Source organism: Peptostreptococcus russellii (genome assembly GCF_900110295.1).
Classification (GTDB): Bacteria; Bacillota; Clostridia; order Peptostreptococcales; family Peptostreptococcaceae; genus Peptostreptococcus; species Peptostreptococcus russellii_A.
In genome coordinates, this window is sequence record NZ_FODF01000013.1 from 1 (window position 1) to 18,533 (window position 18,533).

Annotated in this window: 16 protein-coding genes and 1 other annotated feature; all 16 genes read left to right on the forward strand. The window is 30.2% G+C overall.

Annotation, left to right across the window (positions count from 1 at the left end):
* Positions 1 to 261 precede the first annotated feature (261 nt).
* The 16 genes from BMY82_RS07165 (at position 262) to BMY82_RS07240 (ending at position 18,480) form a co-directional block, all read left to right on the forward strand.
* A complete protein-coding gene (locus BMY82_RS07165; RefSeq protein WP_091975881.1) occupies positions 262 to 597 on the forward strand; it encodes a thioredoxin family protein in 336 nt (111 codons plus the stop codon).
* A gap of 408 nt (positions 598 to 1,005) precedes the next feature.
* Positions 1,006 to 2,529: an aminotransferase class I/II-fold pyridoxal phosphate-dependent enzyme gene (locus BMY82_RS07170; RefSeq protein WP_091975882.1), complete on the forward strand. Its 1,524-nt coding sequence runs from the start codon at positions 1,006 to 1,008 to the stop codon at positions 2,527 to 2,529.
* A 260-nt stretch (positions 2,530 to 2,789) separates the two neighbouring features.
* Positions 2,790 to 3,506, forward strand: coding sequence for a dTMP kinase (locus BMY82_RS07175; RefSeq protein ID WP_091975883.1), 717 nt, complete (start codon positions 2,790 to 2,792; stop codon positions 3,504 to 3,506).
* The gene (locus BMY82_RS07180; RefSeq protein ID WP_091975884.1) at positions 3,506 to 4,444 is read left to right on the forward strand and encodes a DNA polymerase III subunit; all 939 of its coding nucleotides are present in this window, start codon (positions 3,506 to 3,508) and stop codon (positions 4,442 to 4,444) included. Before BMY82_RS07175 ends, BMY82_RS07180 begins: the two co-directional genes overlap by 1 nt.
* Before the next feature lies 1 nt (position 4,445).
* Positions 4,446 to 5,342 carry a PSP1 domain-containing protein gene (locus tag BMY82_RS07185; RefSeq protein WP_091975885.1) on the forward strand — a complete coding sequence of 299 codons (897 nt, stop codon included), beginning with the start codon at positions 4,446 to 4,448 and terminating at the stop codon, positions 5,340 to 5,342.
* A gap of 128 nt (positions 5,343 to 5,470) precedes the next feature.
* Positions 5,471 to 6,223 carry a tRNA1(Val) (adenine(37)-N6)-methyltransferase gene (locus tag BMY82_RS07190; RefSeq protein ID WP_091975886.1) on the forward strand — a complete coding sequence of 251 codons (753 nt, stop codon included), beginning with the start codon at positions 5,471 to 5,473 and terminating at the stop codon, positions 6,221 to 6,223.
* Positions 6,223 to 7,056 (forward strand): 16S rRNA (cytidine(1402)-2'-O)-methyltransferase, encoded by an 834-nt coding sequence (gene rsmI, locus BMY82_RS07195; protein WP_091975887.1) that lies wholly within the window; start codon positions 6,223 to 6,225, stop codon positions 7,054 to 7,056. The genes BMY82_RS07190 and rsmI overlap by 1 nt, the downstream gene beginning before the upstream one ends.
* A 424-nt stretch (positions 7,057 to 7,480) precedes the next feature.
* Positions 7,481 to 8,917 (forward strand): nicotinate phosphoribosyltransferase, encoded by a 1,437-nt coding sequence (locus tag BMY82_RS07200; protein ID WP_091975888.1) that lies wholly within the window; start codon positions 7,481 to 7,483, stop codon positions 8,915 to 8,917.
* A 55-nt stretch (positions 8,918 to 8,972) separates the two neighbouring features.
* A complete protein-coding gene (locus tag BMY82_RS07205; protein ID WP_091975904.1) occupies positions 8,973 to 9,401 on the forward strand; it encodes an Lrp/AsnC family transcriptional regulator in 429 nt (142 codons plus the stop codon).
* 185 nt (positions 9,402 to 9,586) lie between these two features.
* Positions 9,587 to 9,796 (forward strand) — a binding site (T-box leader).
* A gap of 106 nt (positions 9,797 to 9,902) precedes the next feature.
* The gene (gene metG / locus BMY82_RS07210; protein WP_091975889.1) at positions 9,903 to 11,837 is read left to right on the forward strand and encodes a methionine--tRNA ligase; all 1,935 of its coding nucleotides are present in this window, start codon (positions 9,903 to 9,905) and stop codon (positions 11,835 to 11,837) included.
* Positions 11,837 to 12,607 carry a TatD family hydrolase gene (locus BMY82_RS07215; protein WP_091975890.1) on the forward strand — a complete coding sequence of 257 codons (771 nt, stop codon included), beginning with the start codon at positions 11,837 to 11,839 and terminating at the stop codon, positions 12,605 to 12,607. Before metG ends, BMY82_RS07215 begins: the two co-directional genes overlap by 1 nt.
* Before the next feature lie 265 nt (positions 12,608 to 12,872).
* A complete protein-coding gene (locus BMY82_RS07220; protein WP_091975891.1) occupies positions 12,873 to 13,541 on the forward strand; it encodes an HAD family hydrolase in 669 nt (222 codons plus the stop codon).
* 418 nt (positions 13,542 to 13,959) lie between these two features.
* Positions 13,960 to 14,649 (forward strand): response regulator transcription factor, encoded by a 690-nt coding sequence (locus tag BMY82_RS07225; RefSeq protein ID WP_091975892.1) that lies wholly within the window; start codon positions 13,960 to 13,962, stop codon positions 14,647 to 14,649.
* Between the two features lie 17 nt (positions 14,650 to 14,666).
* Positions 14,667 to 15,560 (forward strand): sensor histidine kinase, encoded by an 894-nt coding sequence (locus BMY82_RS07230; protein WP_091975893.1) that lies wholly within the window; start codon positions 14,667 to 14,669, stop codon positions 15,558 to 15,560.
* Positions 15,561 to 15,733: 173 nt separating this feature from the next.
* Complete coding sequence (locus BMY82_RS07235; protein ID WP_091975894.1) at positions 15,734 to 16,489, forward strand: ABC transporter ATP-binding protein; 756 nt, start codon at positions 15,734 to 15,736, stop codon at positions 16,487 to 16,489.
* Positions 16,490 to 16,491: 2 nt separating this feature from the next.
* The gene (locus BMY82_RS07240) at positions 16,492 to 18,480 is read left to right on the forward strand and encodes an FtsX-like permease family protein (RefSeq protein WP_091975895.1); all 1,989 of its coding nucleotides are present in this window, start codon (positions 16,492 to 16,494) and stop codon (positions 18,478 to 18,480) included.
* The last annotated feature ends 53 nt before the right edge of the window (positions 18,481 to 18,533 follow it).

Below are 18,533 nucleotides of genomic sequence, written 5' to 3' on the forward strand. Positions count from 1 at the left end.
GTACTTGATGGGAAACTGTCTGGGAGAGTAGGACGCAGCCAAGTGATATTAGACTTCAGATTATCTGAAGTCTTTTTTTATTAACTTTTATAGAATATTTATTTTAAAAGTTTTTAAATATCTACTGTAAAGTAAAAAAAATAATCAAGTAAATAAATTTTTTTTGGGTATAATATATTAATAGAAGCTTTAAGAGAAAAATAATTTAAAATTTTAGATTAAATATCCTTATTTTAAATTAGATATATTATATATGGGGTGATGAAGTTGTTGGTGTGGAATAAGGAAAATTCTATAGAGGATGTTATAAAAAAAGATAAAATAGTTATTCTTGAATTTGGAAGCGAAGTATGTGGTGCTTGTAAGTCTATAAATTATAAATTATCAAATTGGATAGAAGAAAGAGAGGGCATAGTGGGATACTATATAGCTGTAGAGGACAATATGGAGCTTGCAGCAGAGCTAGGCATATTTTCATCACCAGTTGTAATGGTATATGTAGAAGAAGCTCTTACTATTAGAGAAGCTGGTTATTTTGGATTAGAACAGATTTTAAAAGATATACTTAGATATAAAAACTTATTAGAAGATAAGTAAAGCCGAGTTTGAGAAAATATATTTTATTTTTAATTTAAGTATGCTAACTTTTGAATTAGTTTTTTAGATAAATATTATAAAATATAGTTTAAAATTCTCAAAAATGGATAATTATATAATAGGAAAGATTTTCACTTGAAAGTGAAACTTGTTAGGACTATTAAACTATTAGTTTCCAATATAATATCTTAAACGTTGAGCCTCAGAAATGGGGCTCATTATATTTTTGGAGTTATTATTTATTTTTAATGATTTTTTGACATTCTTCTGATATCGAAAAATATAGAAAAATGTGATATTATTATAATTAATAAGGGTTAAAAATAAATAACTTTATTCACAGAAAAATAAAAACTATATTAGTATTTTATATAAAATAGGAGGGGGAGGCTCTTTAGAGTCGCAAATATGGAAAAATTTATATATGATAGATTAAAAAAATTAAAAAATTCGGAAATTGTTTCATTTCATATGCCAGGTCATAAATACGGAACGGTATTTGATGAGTTAGGATATGGTGATATTATGAGTGAGTTGTATACTTTAGATACAACAGAAATTATTGGAACAGACAATTTGCATAATCCAAAAGATATTATTTTGAAATCACAAGAGAGCGTTAGGAAGATTCTGTTTCCAGATTATGATGATGTAGAGATTAAATATCTTATAAATGGAAGTAGCTGTGGTATAGAGGCAGCTATTATTGCAACTTGTAGACCGGGAGATAAGATTATTATAAATAGAGCATGTCATCAGTCTGCATATAATGCTTGTATTTTGGCAAACGCTCACCCTATTTTCGTAAATGAAAAGGTCGATAAAAAGAACAATATTTTTCTTGGCGCAGAGATTGATGAGTATATTGAAAAAATTGAAAACAATAAAGATGCAAAGCTAGTTTTTATTACAAGACCGACATATCATGGCATGAGTTTTGAAATTTCTGAGATTATCAAAAAGGCTCATGAAAACAATATGCTAGTGATAGTAGATGAAGCTCATGGAGCACATTTTGGACTTAATGATAAGTTTCCACGCTCTGCAATAGAGTACGGAGCAGACATTGCCATACAGAGTGTTCACAAAAGTCTTCCTTCTATTACTCAGACATCAATAATGATAATAAATAATACTAAAGATGAAGCTAATATAGAGAGTTCAAGACTTATTGATAAAAATAGGCTTGAAAGAGCTTTAGCTATGACAGAAAGTTCAAGTCCCTCATATATTATGATGATGAGTCTTGAAATAGCTTTTGATATTTACAAAAAACATGGCAAAAAGTTAATGGATGAACTTTTAAAAAATATTTATACATTTAGAAAAAGTGTAAAGTCCTATGATATTTTTAATACTACAGATCCTACTAAAGTATTTATCAATACTATTAACAAGGGGATTAATGGATATGATTTTGCAAAAGTTTTAAGATATAGATATAATATACAGGTTGAACTTGCAAATTATAGTGGTATATTAATGCTTTGTACTATAGGAAATAAAAAAGAAGATTTTGATGCAATGATAGATGCTTTAAATGAAATTTCAGAAAAAAAATTATTTGGTTTAAATCTAGATTTCTTTGATGATATAGACGATGCAACAAAGAAAAATAAAAATGATGATATAAAGAGAATGACTACAAGCAAAGAGATTAATTTAGATTTTCCATGTCTTATTCCAGAGATGAAAATTCATCCTAATACGGCTTTTAATATGGAAACAGAAAGTGTTTTGGTAGATGAAGCTCTTGGAAAAGTTTGTGGAGAGTTTGTTATACCTTATCCTCCAGGAGTATGTCTTGTAGCACCTGGGGAAGTTATAGAAAAGGAAGTAATAGATTTTATAAAATCAGCATCTAAGATGGATTTAGATATAAATGGGATGGAAAGTGCTGAGTTTACAGAGATAAAGATAATAAAAGATTAAAATAAAAAGATTCTTTTTGTAAAGGTGGAATTTTGAAGAAATATAACTTTATTGAAATAAATCATAAGTTATTAACTTATAAGCAAGAATTAATTAGAGAAAAATGATATAATAATTAAGTATGAGCTATTTATGCAATTGTGTAAATAGCTCATATTAAAAGGCGCTGTTATTTCTTATTGATAAAAGCATGTTATATTGTTTTCTATCAATATTTTTTTACAGATAGTCTTGAAAAATTTTTAAAAAGGGTGTTTAAAATGAGTAGTTTAAAAGGAAGAATGTTTGTGATTGAAAGTGGAACAGATGGTTCTGGAAAAGCAACACAGACAAAATTATTATATGATAGATTAATAAAAGATGGTTATAATGTAAGAAAGGTATCCTATCCTAATTACGATTCTGATTCATCGGCCTTGGTAAAGATGTATTTAAGAGGTGATTTTGGTAAAAAGGCTGATGATGTGGACGCTTATATTGCCTCCACTTTTTATGCAGCAGATAGATATGCTTCATATAAGACTGAGTGGGAAGATTTTTATCTATCAGGAGGAATTATAATAGCAGATAGATACACTACTTCTAACATGGTTCACCAAGCATCAAAGATGGATGATTTAGAAGAAAGAGAAAAATTTCTTGAATGGCTTGATGAATATGAATATGGGTTATATGGACTTCCAAGAGCAAGTGAGGTTTTTTTTCTAGATGTTCCTGTAAGGGTAAGTGAAGAACTTATGAAGGACAGAAAGAATAAAATAACTAATGAAGAAGAAAAAGATATACATGAAAGCGATCATAGCTATCTTGTAAAAACTTATAATAATTCAAAGTTTGTTGCAGATAAGTATAATTGGAATATAATTAATTGTATTGAAGAAGATAAAATGCAAATGCGTTCAGCAGAATCAATACATGAAGAAATTTATAATAAGGTATTAAAGGCTATTAATAATGAGAGGGAATGTGAAGTTTAATGTTTGATAGTATTTTAGGGCAGGAAATAGTAAAAAAAAGATTGAGTTCAGCGATAAAATCAAATAGAATAACGAATGCATATATTTTTACAGGACCAGAAGGTGTTGGTAAAAAAATGATAGCAGAGGCATTTGCAAGCTCTTTGATAGGAATTAATGCTCAAAATAGCCCAGACTATATCCTTATAGAAGCCAAAAAAGGTGAAAACTCCATAAAAATAGATCAGATAAGAAAGTTAAACTCAAATATGGGTTTAAAACCATATAGTAACTATAAGATATATCTAATAAATGATGCAGAAAAAATGACTGTTCAGGCACAAAATGCATTATTAAAAACTTTAGAAGAACCTTCTAGTTATGGTATAATAATACTGATAACCAGAAATGAACAAGCTCTTCTACAGACGATTAGATCAAGATGTACAGAAGTTAAATTTTCACCACTTAACAATATTGATATAAAGAAAATATTAGAGACTAAGGGGATAGATGAAAATACTGCGACTGTATCATCGATATTCTCTAGGGGGAGTGCGTCTGTAGCACTTGAAATTAGCAAAGATGAGGAAGTAAATGAAATCAGGGACTTGGTAGAATCTTTTATTGGATATATGGTAATTGATAAAAATAAATTTGAGGTTACCAGAATATCTGAATACATGAAAAATTATACTGAGCATACTGAATGGATACTAGAGCTTTTGAAGATATACATTAGAGATGCTATTTTATATAGAGAAGGTGTAGGTACTGAGTTATTAATCAATATAGATAGAATGAAAATAATAAGAAAGATGGCAGTGTCTGCAACTGTAGCTAAACTTGGTCGTGCAATGTCTATTATAGAAGAAACCGAGACAAAGCTAGCAGCAAATTGTAATTTTAATACTACAATACAGGCAATGGCACTTAATATTTACGAGGTGGTTAAATAACATGGTAAAAATAGTAGGAGTAAGATTTAAGCCGGCAGGAAAAATATATTATTTTGATCCTGCAGACATAGACATAGAACTTGGCGCAGACGTTATAGTAGAAACATCTAGAGGTTTGGAATATGGAATGGTAGTAGTAGGTCCTAGGGAGGTTCCTGAAGAAGAACTTGTAAGTCCGCTAAAACCAATTATAAGAATAGCCAATAGCGATGATAAGATGACTTATGCTGAAAATAAGGATAAGACAGCTAGAGCCTATGAAACTTGTGAAGAAAAGATTAAGGAACATGGATTAGAGATGTTTCTTATAGATTGTGAATACACATTTGATAGAAATAAATTAATATTTTATTTTACAGCAGACGGAAGAATAGATTTTAGAGATTTGGTAAAAGATTTAGCAGCAATATTCAAAACAAGAATAGAACTAAGACAAATTGGTGTTAGAGATGAAGCTAAGATTCTAAATTCTATAGGACCTTGTGGAAGACCACTTTGTTGTTCAACGTGGATAGGAGAGTTTATGCCAGTTTCAATAAAGATGGCTAAGGAGCAGGGATTATCTCTGAATCCTGCAAAAATTTCAGGAGTGTGTGGAAGATTATTCTGTTGCTTAAAGTATGAGGCACAAGGATATGCAGAAGCAGTAAAGAAGATGCCAGCTGTAGGATGGATAGTAAAAGAAAACTTTGATGGCAAAAAAGGTAAGGTAATAGATGTAAATCACCTTTTAGAAACTATAAAAGTAGAATACGAAGATGGAAATATTGCTGTATTATCAGAAGGTGATTATAAGGTAATCAAGTCATTTAGAAAAGACGGCAGAGAAAAAAGTAATGATGAAGAATTAGATGCAGAAGCACTTGCTGAATTAAAAAGACTTGAAAGAGAAAAATAGAAATAAATTATACTTTTTAATAAATAGTTCTCGCATATCGGGAACTATTTATTATGTAAAGAAAGTTTAGAAGAGATGGAAATAAAATAAGAAATTATATAAATTTTAATATATAGATAGGAAAAAAGATGGAAGTAAGATTATTAGAGAATGAAAGAATAGATGATTTACAATTTAATGGATTAAAAATAATTCAAAATCCGGAGTGGTTTTGTTTTGGAATCGATGCTGTTTTACTTTCAAATTTTGTAAAGTTAAAGAGAAATTCGAAAGTAGTAGATTTAGGTACAGGAACAGGTATAATACCAATATTACTTGCAGGAAAAAGCTCTGCAAAAGAAATATATGGTGTTGAAATTCAAGAAGATGTAGCCGAAATGGCGTCTAGATCAGTAAAGTTAAATAAGCTTGAAGATAGGGTTAATATTATTAACGAAGATTTGAATAATATATCAGAGTTTTTAGAAAAAAATACTTTTGACATAGTAACTTCAAATCCACCATATATGCATGCAAATGGGGTAATCAATGAAAGCGATAAAAAGGCTATTTCAAGACATGAAATAAAGTGTGATATAGAAGATGTAATAAGAGTAGCATCTGAGCTATTAAAGCCAAATGGACGGTTTTTTATGGTAAATAGACCACTTAGATTAGTTGATATGATGTATTATGGAAGAAAGTATAGATTGGAAGCTAAGTATATTAGATTCGTACATTCGAAGGTAGCAAAAGCTCCCAAACTTGTACTTGTTGAATATGTAAAGTGTGCTAAGGCAGAGGTAAAAATAATGGAGCCACTTTATATTTATAATGACGATAATAGCTATACGGAAGAAATATTGAGTATATATGCAAACAAAAGCGTGGAGGAAAGATAATGGCAGGAAAATTATATGTTTGTCCTACACCAATAGGAAACCTTGAAGATATAACTTACAGAACACTAAAAGTATTGGAAGAAGTTGATTTAATTGCAGCAGAAGATACAAGGCATACATTAAAACTTCTTAATCATTTTAATATTACAAAAGCACTTACAAGCTATCATGATCACAATAGAAATACAAAGGGAGCGGTTTTAATTGAAGAACTAAATAGTGGGAAAAATATTGCTCTAGTAAGTGATGCAGGTATGCCTGGAATTTCAGATCCAGGAGAAGATATAGTAAGGGAATGTATAGAAAATAATATAGAAGTAGAAGTTCTTCCAGGGGCTTCAGCTTTTGTAATAGCCTTAGTAGGTTCTGGAATAGAAACTAGAAGATTTACCTTTGAAGGTTTTTTAGATAGGGACAAAAAGAAGAAAAAAAAGAGATTAGAGGAAATAAAAAATATAGAGAGTACTTTGATAATATATGAATCTCCTCATAGGTTGAAAGAAACATTAAAGCTTATGTCGGAAATACTAGGAGAAAGAAATATTTCTTTGTGTAGAGAGTTGACAAAAAAACACGAAGAATATATAAGAACTACGATTGAATCTGCAAGAAAATACTATGAAGAAAATGATCCAAGAGGTGAGTATATACTTATAGTCGAAGGTAACAAAAATGTAGAAGAAGAAAAAAATTCTTATGAGCACTTAAGTGAGAGAGAATATGTTAAACTTCTTTTGAAAGAAGGCATGAGTAAAAAGGATGCTATAAAGACAGTAGCAAGGGAGAGATCCTTAAAAAAAGATATAGTATATAAGCAAGTTCTAGATCTATAAAAAGAGAATATGAATTTAATTAATAAAGCCTATGCCCTTTGCATAGGCTTTTCTAACAATTACATTTTTTAAATATTGATTTTTATATTAAAGTATATTGAATAAAAGTATTTTTTCGACAACTTTAAAAAGCAAAATTACGGGCAAAAAATAAAAATAATGTATACAATAATCAGTTTATGGAATTATCTAAAGTGGAAATTCGTTTTCAGGCATTAAAAACCTTGTTTAAAAATGAATATGTATATATTGATTAATTGTATTTACATTAGTCTAGCATTTAGAAAATACAAATATATTACAAAATTATACTAAAAAATATCAATAAAAATAGTATTTTATGGTTATTTATGATAAAATGGATGTATATAATAGTACTTTAAAATATTAAGTTCTATATTATGTTAAAATAAGGAGTTTAGAAATGGGCACGAACTTGACAATGTTAACAGATTTGTATCAGTTGACAATGATAAATGGGTATTACAAAAAAGGTACTCATGAGGACACGGCAGTGTTTGATGTGTTCTTTAGAAAGAATGGCTGTGAAGGCGGATATACTATTATTTGCGGAATAGAAGAGGTAGTGGACTATATAAAGAATCTTAAGTTTCAGGAAGATGACCTTCAATATTTAAGAAGTCTGAATCTTTTTGAAGAAGACTTTATAGAGTTTTTAAGAGACTTCAAGTTTACAGGAGATATATATGCAGTAGAAGATGGATCTGTAATGTTTCCTGGAGAACCTGTAATAATAGTAAAAGCACCTTTATATCAGGCACAGCTTATTGAGACTGCTATGCTTTCAATAATAAACTTTATGTCTTTGATAGCCACAAAGGCATCGAGAGTTTGCAATGCAGCTCAAGGAGACATGGTACTTGAATTTGGACTAAGAAGAGCTCAAGGTCCAGAAGCAGGTTTATATGGTGCCAAAGCAGCTATTATAGGTGGTTGTTCAGGTACATCTAATGTACTAACAGGAAAGATGTTCGATGTTCCAGTATCAGGAACTCATGCACATAGCTGGGTTCAGAAGTTTGATACAGAACTTGAGGCTTTCAGAGCTTATGCAGAAATATATCCTGATAGCTGTCTTCTTCTGATAGACACATATAATGTTCTTGAAAGTGGAATAAAAAATGCTATTACGGTATTTGATGAATTAAGAGCCAAGGGTCACGAACCAATGGGAGTAAGACTTGATTCAGGAGATTTGGCATATTTGTCAAAGGAAGTAAGGAAGATATTGGACGAAGCTGGATATCCAGATGCAATGATAACGGCTTCAAACGATTTAGATGAGTATACTATTACATCTTTAAAACAGGAAGGCGCTGAAATCGACTCCTGGGGTGTAGGTACAAAGCTTATAACATCGTATGACTATCCTTCTCTAGGGGGAGTATATAAATTGGCGGCAACTTCTGGTTCAGATGGAAGTTTAATTCCGAAAATAAAGCTTTCAGAAAATCCGGAGAAAATTAATAATCCGGGATTCAAGAAGGTTGTAAGAATCTATAATAACTGTGGTAAAGCAGCGGCAGATTTGATTTTGCTTAATGATGAAGAAATAGACACTACAGCACCTCTTGAAATATTTGATCCAGTTTATACATGGAAGAGAAAAAAATTTGAACATTATGCAGTAAGAGAGATGCTATCGCCACTATTTATAAATGGTGAATGCGTTAGACCTAAAAAAAGTGTTGAAGAAGTGAAAGAATATGCCAAAGCAGAATTAAATAGTATTTGGGATCAATATAAGAGAATAAAAAATCCACACATATATAAGGTGGATTTATCTCAGAAGTTATGGGATCTCAAGAATGATATGGTAGCCTCTAGAAGGAATGTTTAATATATTTTATGTAAAGTAGGTGGATAAAATGACAAAGAAATCTTATGAAGAAAGAATGGATTCAACAGATGCAAAAATTATTGAAATTTTACAGGACAGTGGTAGAATTTCTATGAAGGATTTAGGTATAGCAGTAGGATTAACTTCTCCAGCTGTATCTGAAAGAGTAAAAAGACTAGAAGAAGCAGGTATAATCTCTGGTTATAAGGCAATAATAAACCCTGACTCTATGGGTAGAGTAATAAAGGCATTTATAAATGTATCATTACCTGGAACAGCTTACGAAGCTTTCCTTGATACAGTAAAGAATGACCCTAGAATTGTGGAATGCCATCACATAACAGGAGATGACAGTTCTCTAATAAAAGTAATAGTTGAAAATATGGATGAATTAGAAAACGTAATAGATGGATTAAAGGATTACGGAAGAACTAAGACTTCAGTAATACTTTCAACTCCAATTCAGGCAAAATCAATCCTATAAGAATTGACTTTTAACGCAATTTATTATAAACTTGTCTATAGTACAAAGTAAAGTGTATAGTTTAAGTTGAAAGTTTATTTGTGTTTCGATTAAAATACAATAAGAATTTCATGTGAATTTTAAAGAGTTTATCGACTGGCTATACAATCTTTGTAGAAGGTATAATTACCTTACAAAAGTTTTATACTGAGGCTGAGAAGAGAAGAGTAGATAGATAATAAGGTCAAAGAGAGTCGGATAAGGTGGGAGCCGATACTGTAAAAATATCGAACATGGACTTGGAGCCACATACCTGAGCGAAAGTTAGGGTATGCGTTTGACGCGTTAAGTTTAATTGAGATATTGTATTTTATACAATAAATAGGGTGGTACCGTGAATAATACTCGCCCCTATGTTTAATCATAGGTGGCGAGTTTTTTTATATAAACTTAGTAGATACTAAGTAGAAAGTTAACTGTACTAGCAGATGTATATATTTTGATTTTAGAGGAGGAATAAATATGACTAAACCAACATTTTATGTTACAACACCTATATACTATCCAAGTGGAAAGTTACATATAGGTCATACCTATACAACAGTGGCAGCAGATGCCATAGCGAGATTTAAGAGATTTTCAGGATATGATGTTAAGTTCCTTACAGGAACAGATGAGCATGGAGAAAAGATTCAGAAGAAGGCTAAGGAAGCTGGAATTAGTGAGATAGATTTTCTAGATGCTCAGATAGCAGATATCAAGGCTCTATGGGAAAAGCTTGAAATAACAAATGATGATTTTATAAGAACAACAGAAGATAGACATGAAAAAGCAATACAGAAAATATTTACTAAGCTTTATGAACAGGGCGATATCTATAAGGGTGAATATGAAGGTCACTACTGTGTTCCTTGTGAAAGTTTCTGGACAGATACTCAGCTTTTAGAAGGTGGAAAGTGTCCAGACTGTGGAAGAGAAACAGAATTAGTAAAAGAAGAATCTTATTTCTTTAAGCTATCAAAGTATGAAGATAGAATAAGAGACTTATTTGAAAGTGGATTTGTATATCCAGAAAGCAGAAAAAATGAAATGATAAAGAATTTCTTAGATCCAGGACTAGAAGATTTATCTGTTACAAGAACTTCTTTTGATTGGGGTATAAAAGTTCCTTTTGATGAAAAGCATGTAATATATGTATGGATAGATGCACTTTGTAACTATATAACTGCTCTAGGATACGGCTCAGATAACATAGATGAATACAAGAAGTATTGGCCAGCAGATGTTCATTTTGTTGCCAAGGAAATAGTGAGATTCCACACTATTATATGGCCTGCAATTCTTATGGCATTGGATCTTCCACTTCCAAAGAAGGTATTCGGACATGGATGGATATTATTTGCAGATGATAAGATGAGTAAGTCAAAGGGAAATATAGTATATCCAGGACCAATGATAGAAAGATATGGAGTAGATGCTCTTAAATATTTCTTATTAAGAGAATTTTCATTTGGTCAAGATGGAAGTTATACTCATAGAAACTTTGTAAATAGAATCAACTCAGACCTTGCAAATGACCTTGGAAACCTTGTTTCAAGAACTGTATCAATGGTAGAAAAGTACAATGATGGTATACTTGTAAAAAATGATGCAAAGACAGAATTTGACGAAAGTTTAATTGAAACATATAAGCAGTCTAGAGTAGACTTTGAAGAAAGCATGAATGAGTTTATGTTCCATGAAGCTCTTGAAAATATATGGAAGTTGGTAAGAAGAACAAATAAATATATAGATGAAACAGCACCTTGGGTTCTTGCAAAGGATGAAGCTAATAAGGACATACTTAATAATGTGCTTTATAATCTTTGTGAATCAATAAGACTAAGTGCTACTATGTTTAGTTCACTTCTTCCTGAAACTGCTAGAAAGATATTTGATCAGCTAGGAATAGCAGGTCAGGAAGAACTATACAATTGGGAAAGTGTAGATACATTTGGACTTCTTCCTGATGGAACTAAGGTTCATAAGGGTGAATCTCTATTCCCAAGACTTGATGTAGAAGAAGAAATCAAGACTCTTGAAGAAATGTTTGAAGAAAAGAAAATAGAAGATGTAAAGCCATTAGAGCATAAGGAAGAAATAACAATAGATGACTTTGATAAAGTTGAAATGAGAGTAGGAAAGATAATTAAGTGTGAAAAGCATCCAAAGGCTGACAGACTTTTAGTATCTCAGGTGAAGTTAGGTTCGGAAGAAAGACAGATAGTATCTGGAATAGCTAAGTGGTATAAGCCTGAGGAAATGGTAGGAAAAAGCGTAATAGTAGTATGCAATCTAAAGCCTGTTAAGTTAAGAGGTATTTTATCACAGGGTATGATTCTTGCTGCAGGAGATGACGGAGATGATCTTGTAATTCCTGAAGCAATAGGAGCAAAGGATGGAGTTGAGGTGAGATAATGCTATTTGATTCACATGCACATATAAATGATGAAAAGTTTGATGAAGATAGAGAAGAAGTAATTCAGCATTTAAGAGATAGCAAAATAGACTTAATGGTAAACCCAGGAGCAGATATGCCTTCTTCAAGATCAGCTGTAGAGTTGGCAAATAAAGTAGATTTTATATATGCAGCAGTAGGAGTGCATCCTCATGATGTAGAGAATATGACAGAGGCAGATATAGAAGAACTTAGAGAAATGGTTAAAAATAATGACAAGGTAGTCGCAATAGGTGAAATAGGTCTTGATTATTATTATGATCTTTCTCCTAGAGAACTACAGAAGAAGTGGTTTATAAGACAGATTGAACTTGCAAATGAACTGGGAGTTCCATTTATAGTACATGATAGAGATGCCCACGGAGATACATTTGAAATAATAAAGAAGTATAAAAATCCTGAAACAGAGTGTGTTCTCCATTGTTATAGTGGTGCTCTTGATTTGGCTAAAGAGTATATAAAAATGGGATGTTATATATCTATTCCAGGGACTGTAACATTTAAAAATAATAGAAAAACTGTAGAAGTTGCAGAGAATATACCACTTGAGTGGATGTTTATAGAAACAGATTCACCATACTTGACTCCAGTACCATTTAGGGGAAAGAGAAATGATCCATCAAAGGTGAAGTATGTAGCTGAAAAGATTGCAGAAATAAGAGGGATTTCTTATGAAGAAGTCTGCAAAGCAACTAGGGAAAATGCAAAAAAATTCTTTAAAATAAAATAAACTATAAAAAGACACTGTAAATTTGCAGTGTCTTTTTTATGGAAAATCTACTTTATATAAATAGATGAATATAATTTTCAAAAAACAACTCATTTCTTTCTTTTTTGAAAATCATAAGAAAAATATGTTATAATAGACTTCAATATAATTACTATAATAATTGTATTGAAAGATGTAATGAAAAATTAGCAATATTGTAAAATAGTAGATATCTTGAAAGCTATTTTTATTTGCTTATAAATAATTAAAAAGAGAGGTAGAGTGTATGAGAAAGATTAAGGGTGTTATATTTGATGTAGACGGCGTTATATTCGATACTGAAAGAATTTCGGCAGAGTTTTGGGATAAAACAATGAGAAAGTATGGTTACACAATGGACGTAAAAACTTATGCAAATGTAATGGGCAGAGACAGAGCTGGAGTGATTGCTGGTCTTGAAGAAGCATATAATTATGATCCTAAACTTGATTTTGGTGCTCTATCAACAGAAAAGACAGCAGATATGGTAGAAGCCTTAGATAGCGGAAGAATTCCTGTAAAAGAAGGTGTATTTGAAATTATAGATTACCTTGAAAAAAATGGCTATAAAAAAGCTGTTGCAACTTCTACTAGAAAATCTAGGGCAAAGAAAAGATTGGAAAAAGAGCATATTTATGAGCACATGGATGCATTTATGTATGGTGATGAGGTAAAGGAATCAAAACCAAATCCAGAGATATTTTTAAAGGCGGCAGAAAAAATAAATTTAAAGCCAGAAGAATGTCTTGTTATTGAAGATTCTCCAGCAGGTATAGAGGCTGCTAGAGCAGGTGGATTCTTATGTATCAATGTTGTAGATTTAAAAGAACCTACTGACGAAATGATAGCCCATAGCCTTGCTAGATACAATAGTCTTTTGGAAGTAATAGACTGGCTTGAAGAAAATAATAAATAAAATTGATAGGTGCGGCGTCTACCGCACCTTTTTTAAATTAGTATATATTCTATCAACAGTATCCACAGAATAATATGTGGATAATATGTTAAAAATCTGTATAAGCTTGTGGATAAAAGAAAAAATGTAATGAAAATATTAAGAAATGTGTATAAATAGCGGTTTAAGATGTTTATTATGTTGATAAGTATGTGAATAAATGGGAATATATGTGTTGAAAACTTGTTTATAAAATGTTGACAGCCTGTTAATAATATCTTGATAATGTTGATAGAAGTTGAAAAAGAAATAATATTAATATAAAATAACTAAAAGTATGTGGATAATATAAAAGTATGGTATTATTTTAAATATATATTAGCGAATATATTATATTTTTTGTATAGATTTTATATATTTGATAAGAGAGGTGCTATGTATGAGGATAATGATAGTTGAAGATGATGAAATAATTGCAGAATCCATAAAGTTGGAGCTAGTCAGGTGGGGATATGATGTTTATTGTGTTGAAAACTTTAATGATATAATAGGCGAATTTAATAGTATTAATCCACAGTTAGTTTTGCTTGATATTATGTTGCCATATTTTAATGGATATTATTGGTGTCAAGAAATAAGGAAGTTGTCAAATGTACCTATTATATTTATCTCTTCAAAAAGTGAAAATATGGATATTGTAATGGCAATACAATTTGGTGGTGATGATTATATTACAAAACCTATAAATATGGATGTTACAGTTGCAAAAATACAAGCTATTTTAAGAAGAAGCTATGATTTTACCAATGAAATGGACTATAGTACCTTTGGAAGTGTAAGCTTAAATATTTCTGAGTGCAAGATTATTTATGGTAAGGAAGAAATAGAGCTTACAAAGACTGAGATGCTTATTGCTGAATCCCTGTTTAAAGAGCAGGGTGCAGTTTCTTTAAGAGAGAAGATAATGGATAGGTGTTGGCAAAATGATAATTTTATAGATGATAATACACTTGCAGTTAATATTGCAAGATTAAGAAAAAAGCTAACTCAGATAGGTCTTAAAGGATTTATTGAAACTAAAAAGGGAGCTGGCTATTTTCTTTCAAAAAATGGTGATTGGATAAATTAGTTAGTAGAGGAATAAATATGGGAAAAATAAAAGGAGCTTTAAAGAAAGAAGCAGGGATAATTTTTATTAGTATTACGGTATTATTGATATTTGCTGGAGTATTTAAAATAAATGACTACGATATGAAAGTATATTTTATGGCAATGGAGATATTTATCTTTGTATTAATAATCTATATTTTGATTTCTATTTTATACTATAAGCAGGAAGAAAATTTAAAAAGCAAAATTGAAAGCTTAGAAATAGAGAAGAAAATGATAATAGATAGTAGTATAGAGGAAAAAAACAGTGTTTATGAATATTTTCTTTTGTGGATTCATCAGATTAAAACTCCAATTACAGCAGCAAAACTTTTAGTTGATAGGGAAGAAATTTCGCCAGCTGAAATAAAAAAGCAAATATTTTATATTGAAGATTATACCAATATGGCACTAAATTTTCTTAAAATATCAAACAAAGAAGCTGATATGGATATTACAGAAATTGATCTTGATAAAGTTGTAAAGAATGTAATAAAAAAGTATTCAATACTATTTATATCTGATAGAATTACTTTAAAGTACGATAAAATAGAAGAAAAAGTAGTTTCTGATACGAAATGGCTAAGTATACTTTTAGAGCAAATAGTATCAAATGCCATAAAATACAGTCAGGGCGGGGAGGTAGAGATAAGATTTCATAAGTTTGAAAACTGCCTTGAAATAAGAGATACAGGTATAGGAATAAGAGCAGAGGATATTCCCAAGATTTTTGATAGAGGATATTCTGGATTTAATGGAAGGATGAATCAAAAATCAAGTGGTATAGGTCTATTTTTGGCTAGTGAAATAGCCAAGAAACTTTCTATTGATATAAAAGTAGATTCTAAGTTATCAAAGGGAAGTTCTTTTAGACTATATTTCAAAGCCTAGTTTTGAAAATGGTATTTACACCTTAATCTTACAAATTTGTAAGGTTAAGGTGTTTTTTGTAATCTTATATAAATGCAGCAAGAGGATATTATTGATAAAATATAATTAGAAAGTAAGAAAATATGAGAAAAAAGTATTAACTTTAATAAAAAGTATTTGAAATGGAGAGAAGTATGAAAATATTAGAAGTAAAGAATTTAAAAAAGGTATACGGAAAAGAAGATGCAAAAACAGAAGCTTTGTCTAATGTTAATTTCAGTGTAGATAAGGGAGAGTTTATTGCGATAATGGGAGAGTCTGGAAGTGGTAAAACTACATTACTAAATATGATTTCTACTTTGGATAGTCCTACAGAAGGTAATGTAATTATAAATGGAAAAGATATTACCTATTTAAAAGAAAAGGAAGTTGCTAGTTTTAGAAGAAATGAACTTGGATTTGTTTTTCAAGATTTCAATCTTTTAGACACTTTTTCAAATAAGGATAATATTTATCTGCCTCTAGTTCTTTCTGCTTATAAGCCTAGAGAAATGAGAAGAAGGTTAGATAAAATAAAAACTACTTTAGGTATTGATCAACTCCTAGAAAAGTATCCTTACCAGGTCTCAGGAGGTCAGAAACAACGTGTGGCAATAGCGAGAGCCATAATTACAGAACCTAGTATTCTTTTGGCTGATGAGCCTACAGGAGCTTTGGATTCATCTTCATCACAAAAAATAATGGATCTATTTACTTCAATAAATAAAGAAGGTCAGACTTTGTTGATGGTTACACACTCAGTAAGAAGTGCAGCATGTGCAAACAGAGTAATGTTTATTAAGGACGGAGTAGTATTCCATGAGCTTTACAAAGGAGATAATGAAGGTTATGAAGAGTTTTCAGAAAGAATACTTCAGTCTCAAAAAGTACTTAATAGGAGAGGTGTTTAATCATGGGAATAGGTCTAGCAAGTAAGTTTGCACTAAGAAATTTAAAGGCAAATAAGATATTTGTAATACCATTTATTCTAAGTAGCAGCGTAATGATAGCACTTTTTAATATAATGGAAGTTCTTATCGAAAATGATTATGTAAAAAATTCATATAGTATACTACCTACTTTTATTGGTATGGGAATTGTAATTGTAGGTATATTTTCTTTTATGTTTATAATCTACGCTAATAGATTTATGGTTAAGAGAAGGAATAAAGAATTTTCATTATACAGGATAATGGGTCTTGAGAAAAAACATATAGTAAGAATTATGTTTATAGAAGAATTAATAATATTTGTTCTTATATCCATATTGAGCATATTGGGTGGATATGTAATGGGAAAAATAATATTTCTATTTGTAAACAAGCTTACACAAAATGTTATTGTGAGTTTATCAAATTACTATTTTTCCGAGAAAGCTGCAATATACACAATGATTTATATAATTTTTACATTTGTAATAGTATTTATAACAAATATAAAAAGCATAAGCACTGCCTCTCCAATAGAGCTTTTATCAAAGCAATATAGCGGGGATAAAGAACCTAAGGCAAGATACTTTATAACATTTATAGGACTTTTTATATTAGCTTCTGGATATTTTATAGCTATAGTTACTAAAGGAAATTTAAAAAGTCTGGGAATGTTCTTTGTTGCATCAATATTAGTAATAATTGCAACATATATTCTCTTTGTAACACTTAGTATAGTGATACTAAAAATTCTAAAGAAAAATGAAAAAATATACTATAAGGCAGAAAATTTTATTTCTATTTCTGGAATGATCTATAGAATGAGAGGAAATGCTCTAGGACTTGCAAGTATTGCAGTTTTATGTACAGGAGTAATAGTAACTTTATCTGCTACATTTACAATTTATAGCAGTATGCAGTATATAACAGAAACTATTGTACCTAGAGAATACAAGATAGAAACAAGAAATGTATTAAGCTATAAAGATACAGAAAAAGTAAAATATTACAGAAAAGAGCTTGAAAAGAAAGTATATGATAGTGTAGAAGATAAAAATGATATAAAAGATATGTTTATAGCAGAGGAAATATATTTACCCGCACTTAAAGTTGAAAATAGTTTAGTTCCATATGATCATGCAGGAAATAAAAAAGGAAAAAATATATTTATTTTACTTAATAAGGATAGTGATTTTAGTAGGGAAACAGGTAAAAATGTAAAACTGGCAGACAATGAACTTATCTATGGAGCAAATAATAAATCCATAGCTGGTTTTGAAAATATTGTAATCAATGGCAAAAGAATGAGAGCTACTGAAGACAATAAGGAAATTAAAGTTCCAGGTAATATAGCCATTGAGTCTATAAAAATGGTTGTAAATTCAAAAGTTTATGACCAAATTATAGAAAGTTATAAAATTAAAGGTGCTAGAGGTGATAGATTTGGTTCAGGTGAGGAAACAATAGCTATAAATTGGAGCTTGAGAAAAACACCTAAACACTATTTTAGAGATATGAAAAAATTAGCGGATGCATCAAATCTAGAGTTTAAAAGTAGAGCCAGTGTTTCAAGAAGTTCAAAGGAACTTTACGGTGGAATATTATTTTTAGGAGTGATAATAGGTACAATATTTGTAATAGGAACAGTTTTGATTACATATTACAAGCAACTTTCTGAGGGATATGAGGATAGAAAAAACTATCAGATTATGAAAAAAGTAGGGCTTCCAGATAGTCTTATAAAGAAAACTGCTGAAAAGCAGATTATATGGATGTTCTTTATACCTCTTATAGTTGCTTTGATACATTCTCTTGTAGCTTCGAAAATAGTGTATCAGTTATTGCAATTATTTGGTATCACTTCATATATGGCATATGCAAAGAATATAGCAATAGTAATAGCAGTATTTTCAGTTATATATCTTGTTATATTTAAAGTAACATCGAATATATACTATAAGATAGTAAAATAAACCTTTAAAACTAATAACAGTTTAAGCAAAATTTAAAATAAAGATAAAAAATA

Excerpts from the sequence above, each read along its gene's own strand:
- BMY82_RS07165 (WP_091975881.1), top strand. The coding sequence starts at position 262 with ATGAAGTTGTTGGTGTGGAATAAGGAAAATTCTATAGAGGATGTTATA.
- BMY82_RS07170 (WP_091975882.1), top strand. The coding sequence starts at position 1,006 with ATGGAAAAATTTATATATGATAGATTAAAAAAATTAAAAAATTCGGAA.
- BMY82_RS07175 (WP_091975883.1), top strand. The coding sequence starts at position 2,790 with ATGAGTAGTTTAAAAGGAAGAATGTTTGTGATTGAAAGTGGAACAGAT.
- BMY82_RS07180 (WP_091975884.1), top strand. The coding sequence starts at position 3,506 with ATGTTTGATAGTATTTTAGGGCAGGAAATAGTAAAAAAAAGATTGAGT.
- BMY82_RS07185 (WP_091975885.1), top strand. The coding sequence starts at position 4,446 with ATGGTAAAAATAGTAGGAGTAAGATTTAAGCCGGCAGGAAAAATATAT.
- BMY82_RS07190 (WP_091975886.1), top strand. The coding sequence starts at position 5,471 with ATGGAAGTAAGATTATTAGAGAATGAAAGAATAGATGATTTACAATTT.
- rsmI (WP_091975887.1), top strand. The coding sequence starts at position 6,223 with ATGGCAGGAAAATTATATGTTTGTCCTACACCAATAGGAAACCTTGAA.
- BMY82_RS07200 (WP_091975888.1), top strand. The coding sequence starts at position 7,481 with ATGGGCACGAACTTGACAATGTTAACAGATTTGTATCAGTTGACAATG.
- BMY82_RS07205 (WP_091975904.1), top strand. The coding sequence starts at position 8,973 with ATGGATTCAACAGATGCAAAAATTATTGAAATTTTACAGGACAGTGGT.
- metG (WP_091975889.1), top strand. The coding sequence starts at position 9,903 with ATGACTAAACCAACATTTTATGTTACAACACCTATATACTATCCAAGT.
- BMY82_RS07215 (WP_091975890.1), top strand. The coding sequence starts at position 11,837 with ATGCTATTTGATTCACATGCACATATAAATGATGAAAAGTTTGATGAA.
- BMY82_RS07220 (WP_091975891.1), top strand. The coding sequence starts at position 12,873 with ATGAGAAAGATTAAGGGTGTTATATTTGATGTAGACGGCGTTATATTC.
- BMY82_RS07225 (WP_091975892.1), top strand. The coding sequence starts at position 13,960 with ATGAGGATAATGATAGTTGAAGATGATGAAATAATTGCAGAATCCATA.
- BMY82_RS07230 (WP_091975893.1), top strand. The coding sequence starts at position 14,667 with ATGGGAAAAATAAAAGGAGCTTTAAAGAAAGAAGCAGGGATAATTTTT.
- BMY82_RS07235 (WP_091975894.1), top strand. The coding sequence starts at position 15,734 with ATGAAAATATTAGAAGTAAAGAATTTAAAAAAGGTATACGGAAAAGAA.
- BMY82_RS07240 (WP_091975895.1), top strand. The coding sequence starts at position 16,492 with ATGGGAATAGGTCTAGCAAGTAAGTTTGCACTAAGAAATTTAAAGGCA.